The sequence below is a fragment of the Fluviicola sp. genome, assembly GCF_030151805.1.
Classification (GTDB): Bacteria; Bacteroidota; Bacteroidia; order Flavobacteriales_D; family Crocinitomicaceae; genus Fluviicola.
Genome location: NZ_JASLCN010000489.1, coordinates 1 through 17,261 on the forward strand (window position 1 = coordinate 1; position 17,261 = coordinate 17,261).

Sequence of the window (17,261 nt, forward strand, 5' to 3'; positions counted from 1 at the left end):
TACCAATCGTTTTTATACTTTCCTTTTGCCTGTACATGACCGTCAAAATTGTCAGTCATTGTAAAAGTGGTCTTGTGTTCGATTCCCAAAGAGAACCATTTTCCAGCCTGGTATCCCAAACCAATCCCCACACTCGGCATAAAACGCCCCATGCTTGCAGGAGCATTCAGATTCGTTTCGAATTTTTTATCCGTCAATGCCTGAATCTCAGTTTGGGTATATGTTCCGTTCGCTATTTTGACAGAATCATACTGATACGTGTAGCCATCGCTTCCGTACAAATCTCCTTTTGCACGATACCACGTATATCCGATTCCACCAAAAATGTAAGGATCCCAACCAGTTCGTTCTCTCAATCTGTTCAGGTGAATTGCCAATTCCAGGCTCAATTCATGTAAGCGCGTTCCGAAATTCAGTGCCACCGGATCACCTTGAGAATTATAATCAGAATAAACCGGATTTCCTGAAACATTCACCGAATCAGTACTGTATCCTTTCCAAAGTCCGGTTAAATATCTCGCCCGTAAATCGAAGCTTACAGGTCTTCCGTAATTGTAATTGAATTGATGGCCAAGAATCAATCCGTAACCCAAATCCAATTTGTGCGGAATATCTGTTTTTGTCCAGGTAGCCCCGATGTTAAGCCCCCAAAACCAACGACTATCATTGTCGTAATCGACCTTCTGAGCAAATAAGGTAGTGGTTAATAGCAGACTTACAATTAGCGTGTAAAAATGTCTCATAGTCCTAAGTTTAATCTATTTTGAGGCTTAACCATCTTTGTGCCAAAAAAACACAAAATCGGTTCTCTTTAACAAAATTGACGGGGCGAAACTACGAAAAAACGTTTAAAATATCCCCGAATGTATTAGTTTTACAATCATATACACGATTTTGAAACATGTATTTTCGGGCTGTTAAAGTATTGTTAATATCATTTTTAAGCGCAATTGAGGGGTTCTCTCAGTTGCCGAATGATGCATGTGCAACGGCTACTCCCTTATGCCCGAATGTCACTACTTCCGGTTCGAATATCGGAGCCACGGCAACTACTTGCCCGAGTTGCGAAGACAATTTCACTTTTTGCTTTTCCGGAACCAATAGCGTTTGGTATCAATTCACCACCAATGTAACGGGCGGAACTGTGAATTTCAACATCAGCAATTTGCTGTTCAATGTACAGGCAAACAGGGGAACACAATTGCAGGCAGCTATCGTGCAGGCAATTGTACCATGTGATGCCGCAACTTACACCCTCGTCAGCAATTGTGGAGCAGGATCTGCTACTGCATTTACATTATCGGCAGCAGCACTTCCTGCAAACACGACCTATTACCTGGTTGTGAACGGAGCAAAAAATGGCGGGGCAACATTACCTGCAGAAGCAACTTTTGACCTGGTTGGATTCGGACCTGGTTTTGACCGTCCACCCCCGGCAATTGCAATCGGTGGACCAACAACCACGATTTGTCCGCAAACACCGGCGTCTTTCACAACATACCTTACAAATTGTACCGACACGAGTGATTTTTACTGGTCTGTAAACGGCGTTTTAAGAGCGGTAACGCAAGGTTCTTTGTGGCTTACCAGCGAATTGCAAAACGGAGATGTCGTTTCTGTTGTTTGCAGTTGTTTCGATATTTGCCCGGATACACTTACATTTTCTTATCCTGCTGTTAGCGTTGACCCACTCATTGTTGATGCCGGACCGGATCAAACCATCCAGGCGGGCGCAAGCGTACAACTGGTTGGCGTATCGAACGGAACAGATTTTATGTGGAATCCGACTCAAACATTGAATACGCCGTATTCCATATCAACTTACGCCACTCCGGATGAAACGACAGTGTATACACTGACAGCTATGAACGCAAACTGTTCGCTTTCGGATGAATTGACGGTCTTCGTTTCTAACAATCTCAATATTCCTGGAAGTTTCTCTCCGAACGGAGATGGTCATAACGACAAATGGGTTATTGAAGGAATTGATTTCTATCCGGATGCACAAGTGGTGATTTATGATCGCTGGGGGCAGAAAGTTGCAGAAATTGCAGGTTACAGCCTCACAAAAGCGTGGGACGGAACAAATAAAGGAAAACCGGTTTCCGACGGAGTTTTTTTCTACTCCCTGGATTTACGCCAAAACAACGACACCAAACCTCTAAAAGGTAGCATTACCGTGATCCGCTGATGAAAAACAAGCTGTTTATCCTATTTCTTCTGCTGACTTTATCACTGCAAGCACAACAAGTGAGTCACATGTCGCAATGGATGCATCATCAGTATGCAATTAATCCTGCATATACCGGAATCAAAACCTGTTTGGAAGCTCAATCAACTCTCAGAGGACAATGGATCAAAGTGGATGGCGCACCGTATAGCGGCTGGGTCAGTGTAAATGCTCCGCTGAAAGCAAAAAGAACGAAATTCTTAAGTGCACGGCATGGTTTGGGCGGAATGGTTTACCTGGATCAGATTGGTCCGTTTCAGGATATTCGCGTACAGCTTTCCTATGCCGGACATTTCAACTTCTCATTAACGAATCGCTTATCATTAGGATTAGCAGTCGGAGCAAGACAACTTTCTTTCGATTTAAATCAGGCAAAGCCTTTAACTCCCGACCCGACCATTAACGGAAGCGCATCTCAGATTCTTCCTACCGCAACTTTCGGCGCATGGTGGAACGGAAAACAATATTTCGTCGGATTCAGTTTGTATGAACTAATTCCTCAGAAGTGGAATATCATCGGAACGAGTGCGCAATCTCAAATGCACGCGATGTTAACCGCAGGATACAAATACCAGATCAATCCAAAAATAGACTTGTACCCTGGATTGTATATTGCATACACGAAAAACACACCCATAGAACTTCAAATCCATGGAATTGTTGAATTTCAGCGGAAATTTAACTTAGGTCTGGGAATAAGAAACACCGATGCCTTGATTGCAATGGTCGGTTTCCGGTTCAAGGAAAAATGGAAATTAGGATATTCCTACGATTTCGTTCTTTCCAAAATGCGCCCAAACACCTTCCATTCCCACGAACTGACGCTTTCCTTCTCACCTTGTAAGCAGCGTTCAGAAAGCACTTCCGGTTGCGCCGATTTCGATTAATCAACGCCACTATTCAATTCCAACTGTTTATAAGTATCTACAACTCCCTCTGAATCCGGCTTATTTCTTCCGAAATTTGAGAGATAAAGCATTTTTCAATGAAAATACAACTTTCAATATTTGCACTTGTTTGCACCCTTGCAGCTTGTGTACCTGCAAAAAAATACAACGAACTTCTTGAAAGAGAAAAAATATGTAGCGAAGAACTCAGCAAATACAAAGCTTCCAGCATAGAAAACGAAGGGAAAGCAAAAGACCTTCAGGTAACCGTAGATCAATTACGAAAAGATGTCATTAAACTGAAAAAGGACACACTTGACCTGGGATCAAACCTGCGCTTTCTTCAGTCGCAATATGATTTGGTCGTTGCACAAAACGAAGCATACGAGCAAAAATTGGATCAAATGCGCATGAAAGGAGCAAAAGAATCTGCAACTTACCAAGCCGATATTGATGCTAAAAACCAGGAGTTACAGCGTAAAGAAGATGCTTTGAAAGTACTTGAAAATGAATTGATCGCTAAAGAAAAATTGTTGATTGAACGAGAAGAGCGACTGACCGAACTGGAAGAAATGATCAAACGCAAGGACGATGCCATGAAACAGCTGAAAACACGCGTTTCAAGTGCTCTGAAAGGATTTGAGAATAAAGGCTTGACCGTTGTCGAGAAAAATGGTAAAATCTACGTTTCACTTGAGGCTAAATTGTTGTTTGCATCCGGAAGTACGGTTGTGGAACCGGAAGGAAAAAAAGCACTCGTAGATCTTTCAAAGGTTTTGGAAAACGAGAAGGATTTGGAAATTATTGTAGAAGGCCACACAGATACGGATAAACTGGTAAGCAGCTCGCATCCTAAAAACAATTGGGAGCTAAGCGTTCTGCGCTCAACAGCCGTTGTTGAAATCATGATTGCAAACAGCAAAATGAATCCTGCACAATTGATGGCATCCGGAAGAAGCGAATTCCATCCGGTAGATGCTAAAGACAAAGCAAAAAACAGACGCATCGAAGTCATCATTTCTCCGAATCTAAACGAATTGTATCAAATATTGGAGGGAAAATAATAAACGTTAAACTTTCAAGAAAGGCGCTCAAATCGGGCGTCTTTTTTTGTGGAAATTTCGTAAATTCAAGAAACATACAACAGTCAATAAAATGAAACAAACATTGGTCATCGGAGCAACAACAAAAGAAGATCGTTATGCAAACAGGGCAATTCGCGCATTGAGAAGTCACAAACATGCGGTAGTAGCATACGGACTAAAATCAGGAACAGTTGAAGATGTAGAAATAGAAACAGAATGGAATCCGGATTGGGACATCGAAACAGTCACATTATATGTGAATCCGCAACGTCTGGAAGAATTTAGGGATAAAATAATTGCCTTAAAACCAAAGCGCGTGATCTTTAATCCTGGCACGGAACACCCTGAATTTATACAAGAACTTCAGGAAAATCATATTCACCCGGAAATTGCTTGTACTTTAGTCATGCTTTCAATTGGAAATTATTAATCAGAGGCATGCAATTTTTTATCTTCCTTTTCATCTTTTTTATTCTCATGTTTCTGGGAGTGATTGGCTTAATCGTTTGGCTGGTCATAAAATCTCAAAAAAAGCCCGCCGGAGAAGATGCAAAACAGGAACGAATAGAACTGATCAACAGTGTTCTCTCCAAAAGAGGAGAATTGGCATCGTGGGAACATTATTCTGCCGAAAACCTTCGTCCGTATGCTTCCTACAAATACATTAAAGCCCTAAAAAACACTTTTTCAGGAAAGCTGATCGCAGATGACGGACAATATGTACTTGCCTTCAAACGCATTGAGCGGGGATTTTATTCTGTTGGCTCAATAGCGGCGGCAACAAGTTCATTTGAGCTGTTTTTCGTCATCGAAACAGACCGCACCGATTTTTACTACGATCGAAAGAAAATCGGAACTGTTCTGAAAAACGGAAGTATTTTCAACAATGAAGGGAAAGAAATAGGAACCGTAAACCGGTCGAACAGCTCAACCATCTCAATTGGTGGTTTAGTTGATATTCATACCGGTTCAGCTCACTATGATTTCAACATGAACGGTCGCCTACTCGCAATATTCTTTGTAACCCCTCGCATTTCAAACTTTTTTGGAGCGGGTTTGTTTTCGGTAAATGAAAATTCAGGTAGCAGAATCATCCAACAAGTAGATGAGCCTCAGGAAAATGAAAAAAAGTGGCTAATTTCCTGGACCGTCTATGAATTGGTGTATCATGGTTTCTGGTTTTCAGAAGTTGGATCTTGATTTTAAGCACACAATTCAATGTGTTCTTTCAGTGCTTGAATAACTGTTTCTGCAATCAGCGAAGAAAAAGCATTTTTCCGATCTTCGGGCGCCTTTTCCAATGCATTATAGTAACGTAAGCGATTTTCTAATTCTCCTTTGATATTAGCTATCGGATATCCATTTTGCATCAAAATCAAATTCATAATCAATCTGCAGGTTCTTCCATTTCCGTCAATAAAAGGGTGGATCCGGACAATTCGCTCGTGCATTTCAGCGGCAAGTACCACAGGATGAAGTACCGATTTATTTTCCTTGTAATAAACAAACACTTCTTCCATCAATGGAATCAACAAATATGGTTCCGGGGGCAAATGTGAACTTCCGGAAATACGCACTCCGATTGAGCGATAAACTCCGGCATTTTCACGATCTATTCCCTTAAGGATTAAGTAATGAATTTCTTTAAGCACACGTTCGGAAAAAGCGGTCTTGTTTTGGATAATTTCACTCAAATAACCAATTGCCTCAGCATGGTTAATTGCTTCAAGATGTTCCCGAACTGATTTTCCTCCAACAGTAATTCCGTCGTTAATTACTAAATAGGTTTCCTGTAAAGTCAATGTATTCCCCTCAATCCGATTACTTTCGTAGGTATAATTCAAATTGAAGTATTCATCCATTTTGCGCAATTGCGTTTGATTCAATGGTTTCTTGGAAGACCAGATTTCCAAAAGCCTGGAACATTCTTTTAATAATTCACCTAATTCGGATGAAATAGACTTTTCATACTCTTTTTTGTTTAATTGATCATACTTAACACGTTCTTCTGCAACGCGCATTGCTTTTTCGAACAAGTGGCTATCATCATTAAACAAAGCATAGATCCGTTCTCCTATCCAATTAGCACGAACGGTATCTTCATCCAATTTCAGATGTTCTATTAAAAGTTCAAGATGCTTTTCAGAAGGCTGCCGCTCTCCTTTTTCATATTTATTCAATAAGGCGGTATCAATCCCGGATATCCGCGACAATTCTTTTAACGTAAAGTTAAATTGAGTCCGTGCGTCCTTAAAGATATTCCCCAACTTCATATTGACATATTTTTCATTGACTAATTTAGTCAATTTTTTTGGATAAAAAAATCCCCAAATAAAATTCGGGGATTTTTTCACAATATTAACATGGCATCGCCATACGAATAGAACTTATATTTTTCTTTTATTGCTTCGTGATAAGCTTCCATCATTAAGTCATGACCACAAAATGCTGAAATCATCATTAACAACGTTGAAAGCGGCGTATGGAAGTTTGTCACCAAACTATCTGCAATACTGAAATCATATGGAGGGAAAATAAACTTGTTTGTCCAACCATCAAATGCTTTCAACATATTATCAGTAGAAACGGATGTTTCGATTGCACGCATGGAAGTTGTTCCGATTGCACATACTCGTTTTTTATTTTTCTTCGCTTCATTCACAATTGAAGCTGCTTTTTCAGAAATAATCACTTGCTCAGAATCCATCTTGTGTTTGGTAAGATCTTCCACTTCTACCGAACGGAAAGTTCCTAATCCAACATGTAACGTAACTTCTGCAAAGTTGACACCCTTCAACTCCAAACGCTTCATTAATTCACGGGAGAAATGCAAACCTGCAGTCGGAGCAGCAACCGCTCCTTCTTCTTTTGCATAAATCGTTTGATATCTCTCCTCATCGTTATCTTCCACATCACGCTTGATGTACTTTGGAAGTGGCGTTTCACCCAATTCGGTAATCTTCGCCTTAAACTCTTCATAAGGTCCGTCAAACAAGAAGCGTAACGTTCTTCCCCTGGAAGTCGTATTGTCAATTACCTCAGCCACCAATGAATCATCATCACCGAAATACAACTTGTTTCCAATTCTGATTTTACGCGCCGGATCAACCAATACGTCCCACAAAAGACTCTCACGATTCAACTCTCTCAACAAGAACACCTCGATCTTAGCCCCCGTTTTTTCCTTGTTCCCGTACATACGAGCAGGAAATACACGCGTATTGTTCATGATCATCACATCACCTTCTCCAAAGTAATTGATAATATCTTTAAACAAACGGTGTTCGATTTTCCCGGTATCACGATGGATTACCATCAATCGTGCTTCGTCACGGTTTTCACTTGGGTATTCTGCGATCAGTTCATCCGGAAGGTCAAAACTGAATTCGGAAAGCTTCATTTTATTCATACAAGCTGTATTTTTTTAACGCTTTAAATCAAAAGAGCGCAAAAGTACAAAAAATCGGGCTATTTACAAAGGTTGTTCTTCAATGAATGCAATCCACTCATCGACTGTTTTAGAATCTTTAACATCGTAAGCTCCTGATTTTGTTCTTCTCAAAGCAACCAAGGTCGCTCCGCACCCGAGCTTTTGCCCGAAATCATGCGCTATTGAACGGATATATGTTCCTTTGGAGCACGAAATCTCAAAGTCAATTTCAGGAAATCGGGAAGTCTCAATAGTGAAGCCGGTGATTTCAACCGCATTCGATTTCAATTCTTTTTCAATTCCTGCACGAGCATAATCATAAGCCCGTTTTCCATCAATTTGTTTAGCAGAAAACAACGGCGGAACCTGCTGCTGAACCCCTAAAAAACCTGATCTGACTTCCTCCAATTGTTCCGGAGAAATAGCATCTGTCGGTTTTTCGGAATTAAATGCCGTTTCCAAATCATAAGAAGGTGTTGTTTTTCCCAAAAGGAAAGTTCCTGTATAGGTTTTGGCATCTGATGTAAGGCCTTCTATCAACTTGGTATGTTTTCCGATACAAATGACTAATAAACCAGTCGCCAACGGATCCAAAGTCCCAGCATGACCAACTTTCAGCTTCTTTACTCCTATTCGCTTACGTAAGTGCCAGCGCAACTTATTGACAGCATCAAAAGAAGTCCATTCAAAAGGTTTATCCACCAGGATGGTACTTCCCTGTGCAAATTCCGTAATCATAAAATTAAAGGATTGTAAGTTGGTAACCGGATAAAAGCAAAATCAGAATCAATCCGCCTAAAACAATGCGGTACCAACCAAATAATTTAAATCCGTGTTTGTTCAGGAATCCGATAAATCCTTTGATTGCAATGATTGCAACGATAAATGCCACAACATTCCCGATAATCAACAAATTGATCTGATCTCCTGATAATGCGTCATTTTTTTCGAAGTAATCCAATGTCTTTTTCGCTGTTGCACCCAACATCGTAGGCAAAGCCAGGAAGAAGGAAAATTCAGCAGCCAGCTTACGACTCATTCGTTGGCTCATTCCCCCAACAATGGAAGCTCCTGAACGTGAAACTCCCGGAATCATGGCAATACATTGAAAGAATCCTACTTTCAGCGCATCCCAATAAGTCATTTCTTCCATTTCATGAATCCGCGGCTTATTGAACCATTTATCTACAAAAAGTAACAGAATTCCTCCCAGCAATAAGGAAATAGCAACTGCCATCGGATTTTCAAGCAGTTGATCGATATAATCGGATAATAAAACTCCTAAAACTGCGGCGGGAATAAATGCCACAATGAGTTTCAGATAGAATTGAACACTTTGAAAAAATCGTTTGAAATACAGAACAAATACTGCTAAAATTGCCCCCAATTGGATGACAATCATAAACAACTTCGTGAAATCATCGTTTTCCACTCCCATTGCAGCAGAACCTAAAATCATGTGTCCTGTTGAAGAAACAGGCAAAAACTCAGTCAGGCCCTCAATAAGAGCCAGAATTACTGCTTCGAACCAATTCATGAATTATTCTTGAGAATTATCTTTTTTCGCTTTCTTCATGATTCCGTAAATCATCACGATGAAACCCGCAACGATTAAAATCGGAGATAAGGTTATTCTCACGCCGGAAAACAACTCTGCTTCGTGAAATTCGTTTGGATTATCTGATCCACCTCCAATCATCAGGATATACCCCAAGATATTGATAGCCAAACCAATAAAAATGATTCGCAGATTTTCTTTTCTAATTGGAAAGTCGAATTTATTGTCCATGATATAAATGAATGTGTGGCTAAATTAATATAAATCATCCAATTTCGCACGTAAATATTTGTTTAGCGCGAACCAGGTAGAAACAATTGTCAAAACACAGCCAATCAAAAGCAGTGAAGCAAAAAGCAGCAGGATGTCCAATAATTTCAAATCAATTTCAACAACATCCAACACATTATTCAATGCAAAGAAAACGGTCATCAGGAAAGCCATCCCGATAATTCCGGAAACCAGCCCTTGATAAATTGCCTGCTTCAGAAATGGTCTGCGGATAAATCCACTCGTAGCTCCAACCAATTGCATCGTTTTGATCGTAAATCTTTTCGAATAAAGCGCCAGGCGAATGGTATTGTTGATCATTGCCACCGCCACTACAATTAATAATGAAGCAACGAGCAAAATCAAAAAAGCAAATTGCTTGAATCCCAGATTCACTTCTTCCAAAGCAGCTTTGTCATAATTGACTTCTGCAAGCATGTCGCTGTATTTGTCATTCAAACGGGTTTCAATCTCTTTCATTCCTTTCTTTGTCGCATAGGAACTCACCGGTCTGAAGTTAATCGTCGGAGGAAGCGGATTCTCTCCTTCGAAAATGGCTAAGATATCATCTGAATTCTGGTCGGATCCTTTAAATTCCTCAATTGCCCGTTCCGGTGAAACGAACACGACTTCTTTAAAACAATCCCAGGATTTCAACTCCTGTTCTACCTGTTTAATATCCGCAGCATTGTATTCCGATTTAAAAAATAAATCGCCGTGCAGATTCTCTCTTGCCTGCTTTTGCATTGAATCCAGGCCGATAACACCCGCCAAAACCAGCCCGATCATAAACAGAACCAACGAAATTCCAATTACGGTTGAAATGTAACTAGTTCGTAGCCCTTTCTTTCCTGTCTTTTCGATTCCTTTACTCATTGACACGAAATTACTATTTTTTGGTTACAACCTTTTTTATTAATTTAAGAAGCTATTAACCAAGAAATGAACAAATTTTTATCTTTTTATGAATTTATTACCATGGTAATTAAAAAGATGTATATTTGCACCAACATTAATTAAGATCACGATGAAAAAAACAATTTTTTACGCAGCATCACTTGCATTTATCGCTTTCGGAATGACGGCATGTGGGGGATCGACAGAAGAAGCAGCTACTGACGCAGCAGTAACTTACCAATTAGACGCAGCAGCGACTACCTTGAAATGGAAAGGAAATTACGCAGACGATTCTCATTCACATAACGGAACAGTAAAAGTTTCCAAAGGATGCGTAAGCTACAAAGGAGAAACTTTTGAAGCTGGAAGTTTCACTGTTGATATGAAAACAATCGAAAGTGAATTGACTCCTGAAACAGGTTCTGATAAATTGATCGGTCACTTGAGCGCACCGGATTTCTTTGACATTGCTCAATTCCCGAATGTTGAAGTAAAAGTAAACGCTATTTCCGACAAAGAAATCGACGCTACATTGGTTGTTGCAGGAAAAGAAGTTCCGGCTAAAATGCCTGTTACAATTAAAAAAACAGATAAAGAATTAACAGCAAAAGGAAAATTCACCATCGATTTTTCTTCCCTGGATGTAGCTGGTTTCAAACCAAATGCTGAAATGGAAAAAGAAAAGCCAAATCAATATGTGAAGCCGGGTGTTGAGTTCGAATTGAACCTGGTATTGAAAGCTGAAGCAGCAAAAAAATAAGAAATATCAACTAAATTTCTCGAAAAGGTCCGAATGTATTTCGGGCCTTTTTTGTTAGGTAGAAGCAATTCATTTCATCCTTCAACTATTTCACAATTAAAATCCAAAAAACAACATTTCCACACGTTTCGTTTTATTTATAAAACAATGTGAATTATTCTGTTCGGAAGTTTGTCGCATTCCATTTCCTTTTATTTTTGCAGAAAATTAATTCTCAGATGAAAGTTTTCAAATTTGGCGGAGCTTCCGTAAAAGACGCCAATGCCGTTCGAAATGTGTCCCGCATTCTCTCCCTTTTCCCTAAAGACCAATTGATTGTTGTTATCTCTGCGATGGGGAAAACAACAAACGCAATGGAAGAAATCGTTGACGCATTATGGAAACGCGATGAAAAACGTTATCTGAACCTGGTGGAAGACCGCTATCAGTTTCATCAACTGATCGTCGCGGAACTTTTCCCCGAAAAACATTATTACATCTATCAGCAAATGGAAGAACTGTTCGATTCATTAAAGAATCGTTTTCATTTACCGATTTCCGATAATTACAACTTCGAATACGACCAGATTGTTTCGTTGGGAGAAGTTTTGTCGACCATGATTGTCGAAGCTTTCATGAAAGAAGAAGGTCATTTGACAGCCTGGGTAGACTGCAGAAAAATCATTCGTACCAATCATGAATACCGCGAAGGAGAAGTAGATTGGGCAAAAACAGAAACACTTGTCAGCGAGCGGTTACTTCCGCTTTTCAAAGACAAACGAATCGCGATTACCCAAGGATTTATCGGACATACTTCCGAAGGCTTTACAACAACTTTAGGTCGTGAAGGTTCGGATTTCACAGCAGGAATCCTGGCTTATTGCACGAATGCCGACAGTGTAACGATCTGGAAAGATGTTCCGGGAATGTTGAATGCCGATCCGAAATGGTTCGACGACACCATCAAACTTCAGAAGATTTCTTTCAAAGAAGCCATCGAACTTTCCTATTACGGAGCAAGTGTCATTCATCCGAAAACCATCAAACCGCTTCAAAACAAAGGGATTCCGCTTTACGTGAAATCCTTTATCGATCCGAATGCGGAAGGAACAGTTATCCAGGAATCCATGGATTCGGACCATTTGATTCCTTCCTTCATTTTCAAAATGGATCAGGTCTTGATGTCTTTCACTCCCAAAGATTTCTCCTTTATTGTAGAAGAAAACCTGGGAGATATTTTTCAGCAACTGGCGTTTTATGGTGTTAAAATCAACCTGATGCAGAATTCTGCACTGAGCTTTTCGATTCTTTTCGATCGCTCAAAAACAGAACCGATGAAGCTGGTTGAGAAATTCAACGATCAATATGCAGTCAAATACAACGAAGGACTTGAATTGGTAACCATCCGTCATTACGACCAGGCAACCATTGATCGTGTGACCATTGATAAAGATATCTTATTGGAACAACGAACCCGGCAAACCATTCGCATGGTTATGAAGAATCAATAATTTCAGAATCCCGTTTTTATCCGAAAGCGGGATTTTTTTTGTAACCAAAGCTCCTGCTGCATATTATATACTTCAGAAACTTATGAAGACAATCCTGCATTCACTTTTCTTCTTGTTGCCTATTCTCACCTATGCACAATCCGAATCAAAACCGGATTCGGTTTCGTTTTATTTTGAATTGAACCGTCACGAGGTAAAACTTCAAAACAAACGAAACGCAAAAACAACATTGAAGCTGAGTCAGTTTAAAAGCCGAAAGATCATTCTCCGCGCATATACTGATACGGTCGGTTCCCTGGAATACAATCTTTACCTTGCCCGGCAGCGTTTAGAATCCGTGAAAAATCTGATTCAACAACTCTATCCCGATCAATTTTCCATTCAGGAAGAAACCGCGCCGGGAGAAGATCAACGAAATCTTTCTGATCAAAACAAACGACGCGTCGATATCATCGGAATCTCCACTTTTACTCCAACAAAAAACAACATCACTTTGGGCAACAGAACCGTTGAACTCGGTGTTCCGATCAAATTGGAAATCATTTTCCTGATGGGCCAAGATGCAATGGTTCCGAGTTCCTATGACGACATCAGGTTTCTGATCGACGCACTCAAAAACGACAATTCCCTTTCAGTTGTTCTTTCAGGACATGTTTGCTGCGGAACCGACAGCGATAATCTTTCAGGAAAAAGAGCCAACCGGATCAAACAGATTTTGGTATCGGAAGGTGGAATTTCAGGAAGCCGGATTACAGCTCTTGGCTTCGGAAATAAAAAACCGTTGTTTGTAGAAGATTCGGAAGAGCACAAACAGGCAAACCGGAGAGTTGAGGCTACGTTTTACAGGAAGTAAATGTATTCGCACTCCCCCATAACCGACTAGTGATAAGGACGTAATTCTAATCCTGGAGCAACAAGTATTTCGGGGCACAGGATCCTGAAAAATCAATCTTAAATTTGCCATATCGCAATATTACGAATCAACCTCAAGCTTGACCTTAAATAAAAACATGTAAAACATTGATTATCAGAAACCACACTTTATTACAACAGCTAGATTTAGTCAGGCAAGTTTGAAACACAAACATCTCGAGTACGCAACGTTTCAGCAAAAATCCTTTGCACTCTTTACTCCTTTGTTTTCAAGAAAAAAGGGAAGTTTTCACTCCCCTTTTCATTTATGAATTTCCTTTCAGCGGCTTCACCGATTTAATCGATTTTGCCATCAGGTCGATAATGATCTTTTCAAATCCGTCATCACGGCTTCTGAATACATACGTGATATCATTAATGACTTTCTGTCCGTAAACGTGGTATGTTTTGTGCTCTACTCCAACAGATTTGGAAGCCCCTTTCTTTCCATCTACTTTCAATTCACGTTCATACAAAATGAAATCAGGCTCGTCTACCAAATAGTTCACTTTATAAAAGCTCAATCCGGCCAAACGTTTTTTCTCAGAAGAAACCATTTCACGATCAGAACCCCAATCATCAATTACCATATGAAAGTTCGGACCAACCATCAATTCCCATTTGAAATCATCTTCCACATGAATTACTTCCGGTTGAGTTGAAGCACCAATGTTTGCCGTTTCATCCGGCAACATGATCATAATCGGAATATCGTATGGCTTCATGGAAAACCCTTGAAATTCATACAATTCCTCATCAGTCAACTCTTTACTCTCTTCTGAATCACCACAACGCACCGCTACAAAAGACACTGCTAAAAGCAACAAAAAGATTGAAATTTTTTTCATACTTATTTTTTATTTCAACTCCGATTGGAGAAGTAATTAGGACAAATATAGTTTTTTTATCAATTTTGATTCAAAATTAACGGTTTCATTTAATTGAATTGCAAAACATAAAACCGCATCAAACTCATTCATTTGTTGATTGTTACGAAATAATTATGGCGGGATACAAAATCCGGGATTTGGAAATTCTTACAGGTATAAAAGCACATACTATTCGGATGTGGGAAAAAAGATATGGCTTATTGACTCCTCAGCGCACAGAGACTCAAATACGCACTTATTCCAATGACGAATTATTACTTATTCTGAATATTTCATTACTCAATAAAAAGGGTTACAAAATCTCCAGGATAGCCCAAATGGATCAGGAGCAAATTTTCCAGACCTCGAAACGGATTCACGAAAACAATACATCAGACACCAGTATTGAACAACTGATTGTTTCTGTCCTGAACCTGGATGAACACTTATTTCACAGGATTTTTTCGGAACTGACTAATCAAAAGTCTTTATCACTTGTTTTTTCTTTACACATTATTCCATTCCTTCAAAGAATCGGGGTCATGTGGCTGGTAGGAACGATCAATCCGGCTCAGGAACATTTCATCTCCAATCTGATTCGCCAAAAAATCATTGCAGCCATCGACTCCTTACCTGTTCCCGATCCGGAACAAACAAAAATACTGCTCTACCTTCCCGAACACGAATGGCACGAAATCAGTCTATTAATATACCATTATCATTTGCGGGCAAACGGGTTAAACAGTATTTATCTGGGGCAATCACTTCCCTATGAAGCACTTTTAAAAACTTTAGATATTCTGAAACCCCAAATTATCATCTCCAGTTGGCTCACTGCCATCGAAACACAGGACATCATCAACTACATGCATCAAATTCTGGAGGACACTTCCCCAATAACGATTGCCGCAGGTGGTTATCAAATAGATCAATTGGAAAATCTGCTCCCAAAAGAAATCAAACACATCAGGACACTTACCGATTTGGATGAAATCAGCAAATTCGAACATTGAAAATTGCAATTGAATTTATTTTGTTTAATCTTTTATTACATTTGTTAAACAAAATGAATTATCTTGCCTGAGAGAAAAATTGTATCTTCCACAAAGAAAAAGATACAATCACTATTAGAAAACCCGTGTAAAAAGAAACGGAATGCCAGTAAAAAAAATAGCAGTCATCGGATCGGGGATTTCAAGTCTTTCCTGTGCTTCCTTTTTAGCGAAAGCAGGACATGATGTAACTATTCTGGAAAAAAATGACCGTATTGGCGGAAGAGCCAGACAATTTGTAACAGACAACGGCTTCACTTTCGACATGGGGCCAAGTTGGTATTGGATGCCCGACATTTTCGAAAATTTCTACCGGCAATTCGGATACACAACCTCCGATTTCTATGAACTGGTTCGCCTCGATCCATCTTACCAGGTAATCTGGGGCAAAAATGATTCGGATAAAATTCCCGCTTCCGTAACTGAACTGGAAGAATACTTTGAACAACTGGAATTGGGAAGCAGTGTGAAGCTGCGCCAGTTTTTGGCTGATGCTGAAAAGAAATACCAGATCGGGATGAAAGATTTGGTTTACAAACCCAGTTTGAAATTAAGCGAGTTTGCCGATTCACGTATTTTGAGTGGTTTATTCAAAATGCATTTGTTCACTTCCTACAGTTCATTCATCCGGAAGTATTTTTCACATCCGAAAATCATTTCTCTGCTGGAATTCCCGATTTTATTCCTGGGAGCAACTCCAAAAGATACTCCGGCATTGTATTCCCTGATGAATTATGCAGACATTCAACTCGGAACCTGGTATCCGATGGGCGGAATGTTTGAATTTGTAAAAGCGTTTGAGCGGATTGCACTGGAACAGGGAACCAAATTCTTGCTCAATACATCCGTTACAGGAATAAATACTTCTGCGGGAAAAATACATTCTCTCAATACTACACAAGGCGAATTAAACTTCGATTTGGTTGTTTCAGGAGCAGATTACCGGCACACGGAACAATTACTCGAAAACAAAGCAAATTATTCCGACACCTATTGGGAAAAACGCATTATGGCGCCATCCTGCCTGCTTTTTTACGTTGGGTTGAATTGCAAAGTCCCGAACCTGGAACACCACAACTTGTTTTTCGATGCCGATTTTGAAACACATGCTCTGGAAATCTACAAGAATCCCAAATGGCCCGGAAAACCACTTTTTTATGTGAGTTGCCCGTCAAAAACAGATGCTTCGGTTGCGCCGGAAGGATCTGAAAACATGTTTCTACTCATTCCGATTGCACCAGGATTGGAAGACAACGAACAGAAGCGCGAACATTATTTTCAGCTGTTGACCAAACGCCTGAAAGAAAAAACCGGGCTTGACATCAATCCACACATCGTTTACAAGCGTAGTTATTGCATATCCGACTTCATGAACGACTACAACGCTTTTAAAGGAAATGCTTACGGACTGGCAAACACCTTGAGACAAACGGCTTTGCTCAAACCCCGAATCAAGAACAAACACTTATCCAATCTGTTCTACACCGGTCAATTGACCGTTCCGGGACCAGGAATTCCGCCATCGATTATCTCAGGAGAAGTCGTTGCAAAATACGTGATCAAACACATTGAAAAACTGTAAACCGCTCCGCTATGAAACATTTATTCGACACGCTTTCTTTAGACATGAGTGCCTTGACAACCAAAAGGTACAGCACTTCCTTTTCAATCGGAATTCGTTTTCTAAGCAAAGATCTGCAGGCCCCGATTCATGCAATTTATGGATTTGTGCGTTTTGCAGATGAAATTGTAGACAGTTTTCACACCTATGAAAAAAAGGAACTTCTCAACGAATTCAAATCAGAAACATACAAAGCCATC

The 17,261-nt window shown here is 39.9% G+C and carries 18 protein-coding genes and 1 pseudogene; 11 read left to right on the top strand and 8 right to left on the bottom strand.

Annotation, left to right across the window (positions count from 1 at the left end):
- The coding region (locus Q1V93_RS18575) for a hypothetical protein (RefSeq protein ID WP_300666824.1) at positions 1-743 on the bottom strand (743 nt) is incomplete at its 3' end.
- Positions 744-901: 158 nt separating this feature from the next.
- Between Q1V93_RS18575 and Q1V93_RS18580 the strand changes: the two genes are divergently transcribed.
- From Q1V93_RS18580 to Q1V93_RS18600, 5 genes are all read left to right on the top strand, one after another.
- Complete coding sequence (locus Q1V93_RS18580) at positions 902-2,191, top strand: gliding motility-associated C-terminal domain-containing protein (RefSeq protein WP_300666827.1); 1,290 nt, start codon at positions 902-904, stop codon at positions 2,189-2,191.
- A complete protein-coding gene (locus Q1V93_RS18585) occupies positions 2,191-3,117 on the top strand; it encodes a type IX secretion system membrane protein PorP/SprF (protein ID WP_300666830.1) in 927 nt (308 codons plus the stop codon). Before Q1V93_RS18580 ends, Q1V93_RS18585 begins: the two co-directional genes overlap by 1 nt.
- A 98-nt stretch (positions 3,118-3,215) precedes the next feature.
- A complete protein-coding gene (locus Q1V93_RS18590; RefSeq protein ID WP_300666832.1) occupies positions 3,216-4,181 on the top strand; it encodes an OmpA family protein in 966 nt (321 codons plus the stop codon).
- A 91-nt stretch (positions 4,182-4,272) separates the two neighbouring features.
- Positions 4,273-4,632 carry a CoA-binding protein gene (locus Q1V93_RS18595; protein ID WP_300666835.1) on the top strand — a complete coding sequence of 120 codons (360 nt, stop codon included), beginning with the start codon at positions 4,273-4,275 and terminating at the stop codon, positions 4,630-4,632.
- Between the two features lie 8 nt (positions 4,633-4,640).
- A complete protein-coding gene (locus Q1V93_RS18600) occupies positions 4,641-5,402 on the top strand; it encodes a hypothetical protein (protein ID WP_300666837.1) in 762 nt (253 codons plus the stop codon).
- A gap of 2 nt (positions 5,403-5,404) precedes the next feature.
- Here the strand turns inward: Q1V93_RS18600 and Q1V93_RS18605 are convergent, their stop codons facing one another.
- The 6 genes from Q1V93_RS18605 to Q1V93_RS18630 all read right to left on the bottom strand — a co-directional run bounded on the left by Q1V93_RS18605 (position 5,405) and on the right by Q1V93_RS18630 (position 10,336).
- On the bottom strand, positions 5,405-6,475 hold the full coding sequence (locus tag Q1V93_RS18605; RefSeq protein ID WP_300666839.1) for a Fic family protein: 1,071 nt from the start codon (positions 6,473-6,475) through the stop codon (positions 5,405-5,407).
- Positions 6,476-6,552: 77 nt separating this feature from the next.
- Positions 6,553-7,602: a tRNA preQ1(34) S-adenosylmethionine ribosyltransferase-isomerase QueA gene (queA, locus tag Q1V93_RS18610; protein ID WP_124747807.1), complete on the bottom strand. Its 1,050-nt coding sequence runs from the start codon at positions 7,600-7,602 to the stop codon at positions 6,553-6,555.
- A 72-nt stretch (positions 7,603-7,674) separates the two neighbouring features.
- Positions 7,675-8,370, bottom strand: coding sequence for a tRNA pseudouridine(55) synthase TruB (gene truB / locus Q1V93_RS18615; protein WP_300666842.1), 696 nt, complete (start codon positions 8,368-8,370; stop codon positions 7,675-7,677).
- Between the two features lie 4 nt (positions 8,371-8,374).
- A complete protein-coding gene (locus Q1V93_RS18620; protein WP_300666844.1) occupies positions 8,375-9,169 on the bottom strand; it encodes an undecaprenyl-diphosphate phosphatase in 795 nt (264 codons plus the stop codon).
- Between the two features lie 3 nt (positions 9,170-9,172).
- Complete coding sequence (locus tag Q1V93_RS18625; RefSeq protein ID WP_300666847.1) at positions 9,173-9,421, bottom strand: DUF3098 domain-containing protein; 249 nt, start codon at positions 9,419-9,421, stop codon at positions 9,173-9,175.
- Between the two features lie 24 nt (positions 9,422-9,445).
- Complete coding sequence (locus tag Q1V93_RS18630) at positions 9,446-10,336, bottom strand: permease-like cell division protein FtsX (RefSeq protein WP_300666850.1); 891 nt, start codon at positions 10,334-10,336, stop codon at positions 9,446-9,448.
- A gap of 151 nt (positions 10,337-10,487) precedes the next feature.
- Between Q1V93_RS18630 and Q1V93_RS18635 the strand changes: the two genes are divergently transcribed.
- The 3 genes from Q1V93_RS18635 (at position 10,488) to Q1V93_RS18645 (ending at position 13,460) form a co-directional block, all read left to right on the top strand.
- A complete protein-coding gene (locus Q1V93_RS18635; protein WP_300666853.1) occupies positions 10,488-11,117 on the top strand; it encodes a YceI family protein in 630 nt (209 codons plus the stop codon).
- Positions 11,118-11,335: 218 nt separating this feature from the next.
- A complete protein-coding gene (locus Q1V93_RS18640; protein WP_300666856.1) occupies positions 11,336-12,607 on the top strand; it encodes an aspartate kinase in 1,272 nt (423 codons plus the stop codon).
- A gap of 82 nt (positions 12,608-12,689) precedes the next feature.
- Positions 12,690-13,460: an OmpA family protein gene (locus tag Q1V93_RS18645; protein WP_300666858.1), complete on the top strand. Its 771-nt coding sequence runs from the start codon at positions 12,690-12,692 to the stop codon at positions 13,458-13,460.
- A gap of 325 nt (positions 13,461-13,785) precedes the next feature.
- Here Q1V93_RS18645 and Q1V93_RS18650 read toward each other — a convergent pair whose 3' ends face one another.
- Entirely contained in the window at positions 13,786-14,367 is a 582-nt protein-coding gene (locus tag Q1V93_RS18650; RefSeq protein WP_300666861.1) for a hypothetical protein, read from the bottom strand.
- Positions 14,368-14,522: 155 nt separating this feature from the next.
- On the opposite strand from Q1V93_RS18650, the gene Q1V93_RS18655 reads away from it, so the two are divergent.
- The 3 genes and pseudogenes from Q1V93_RS18655 to Q1V93_RS18665 all read left to right on the top strand — a co-directional run.
- Entirely contained in the window at positions 14,523-15,401 is an 879-nt protein-coding gene (locus Q1V93_RS18655; RefSeq protein ID WP_300666864.1) for a MerR family transcriptional regulator, read from the top strand.
- 136 nt (positions 15,402-15,537) lie between these two features.
- Positions 15,538-17,022 (top strand): annotated as a pseudogene (locus Q1V93_RS18660) (phytoene desaturase family protein); the annotation flags it as partial.
- Between the two features lie 11 nt (positions 17,023-17,033).
- Positions 17,034-17,261: squalene/phytoene synthase family protein (locus tag Q1V93_RS18665; RefSeq protein ID WP_300666867.1), on the top strand; the 228-nt coding region annotated here is incomplete at its 3' end.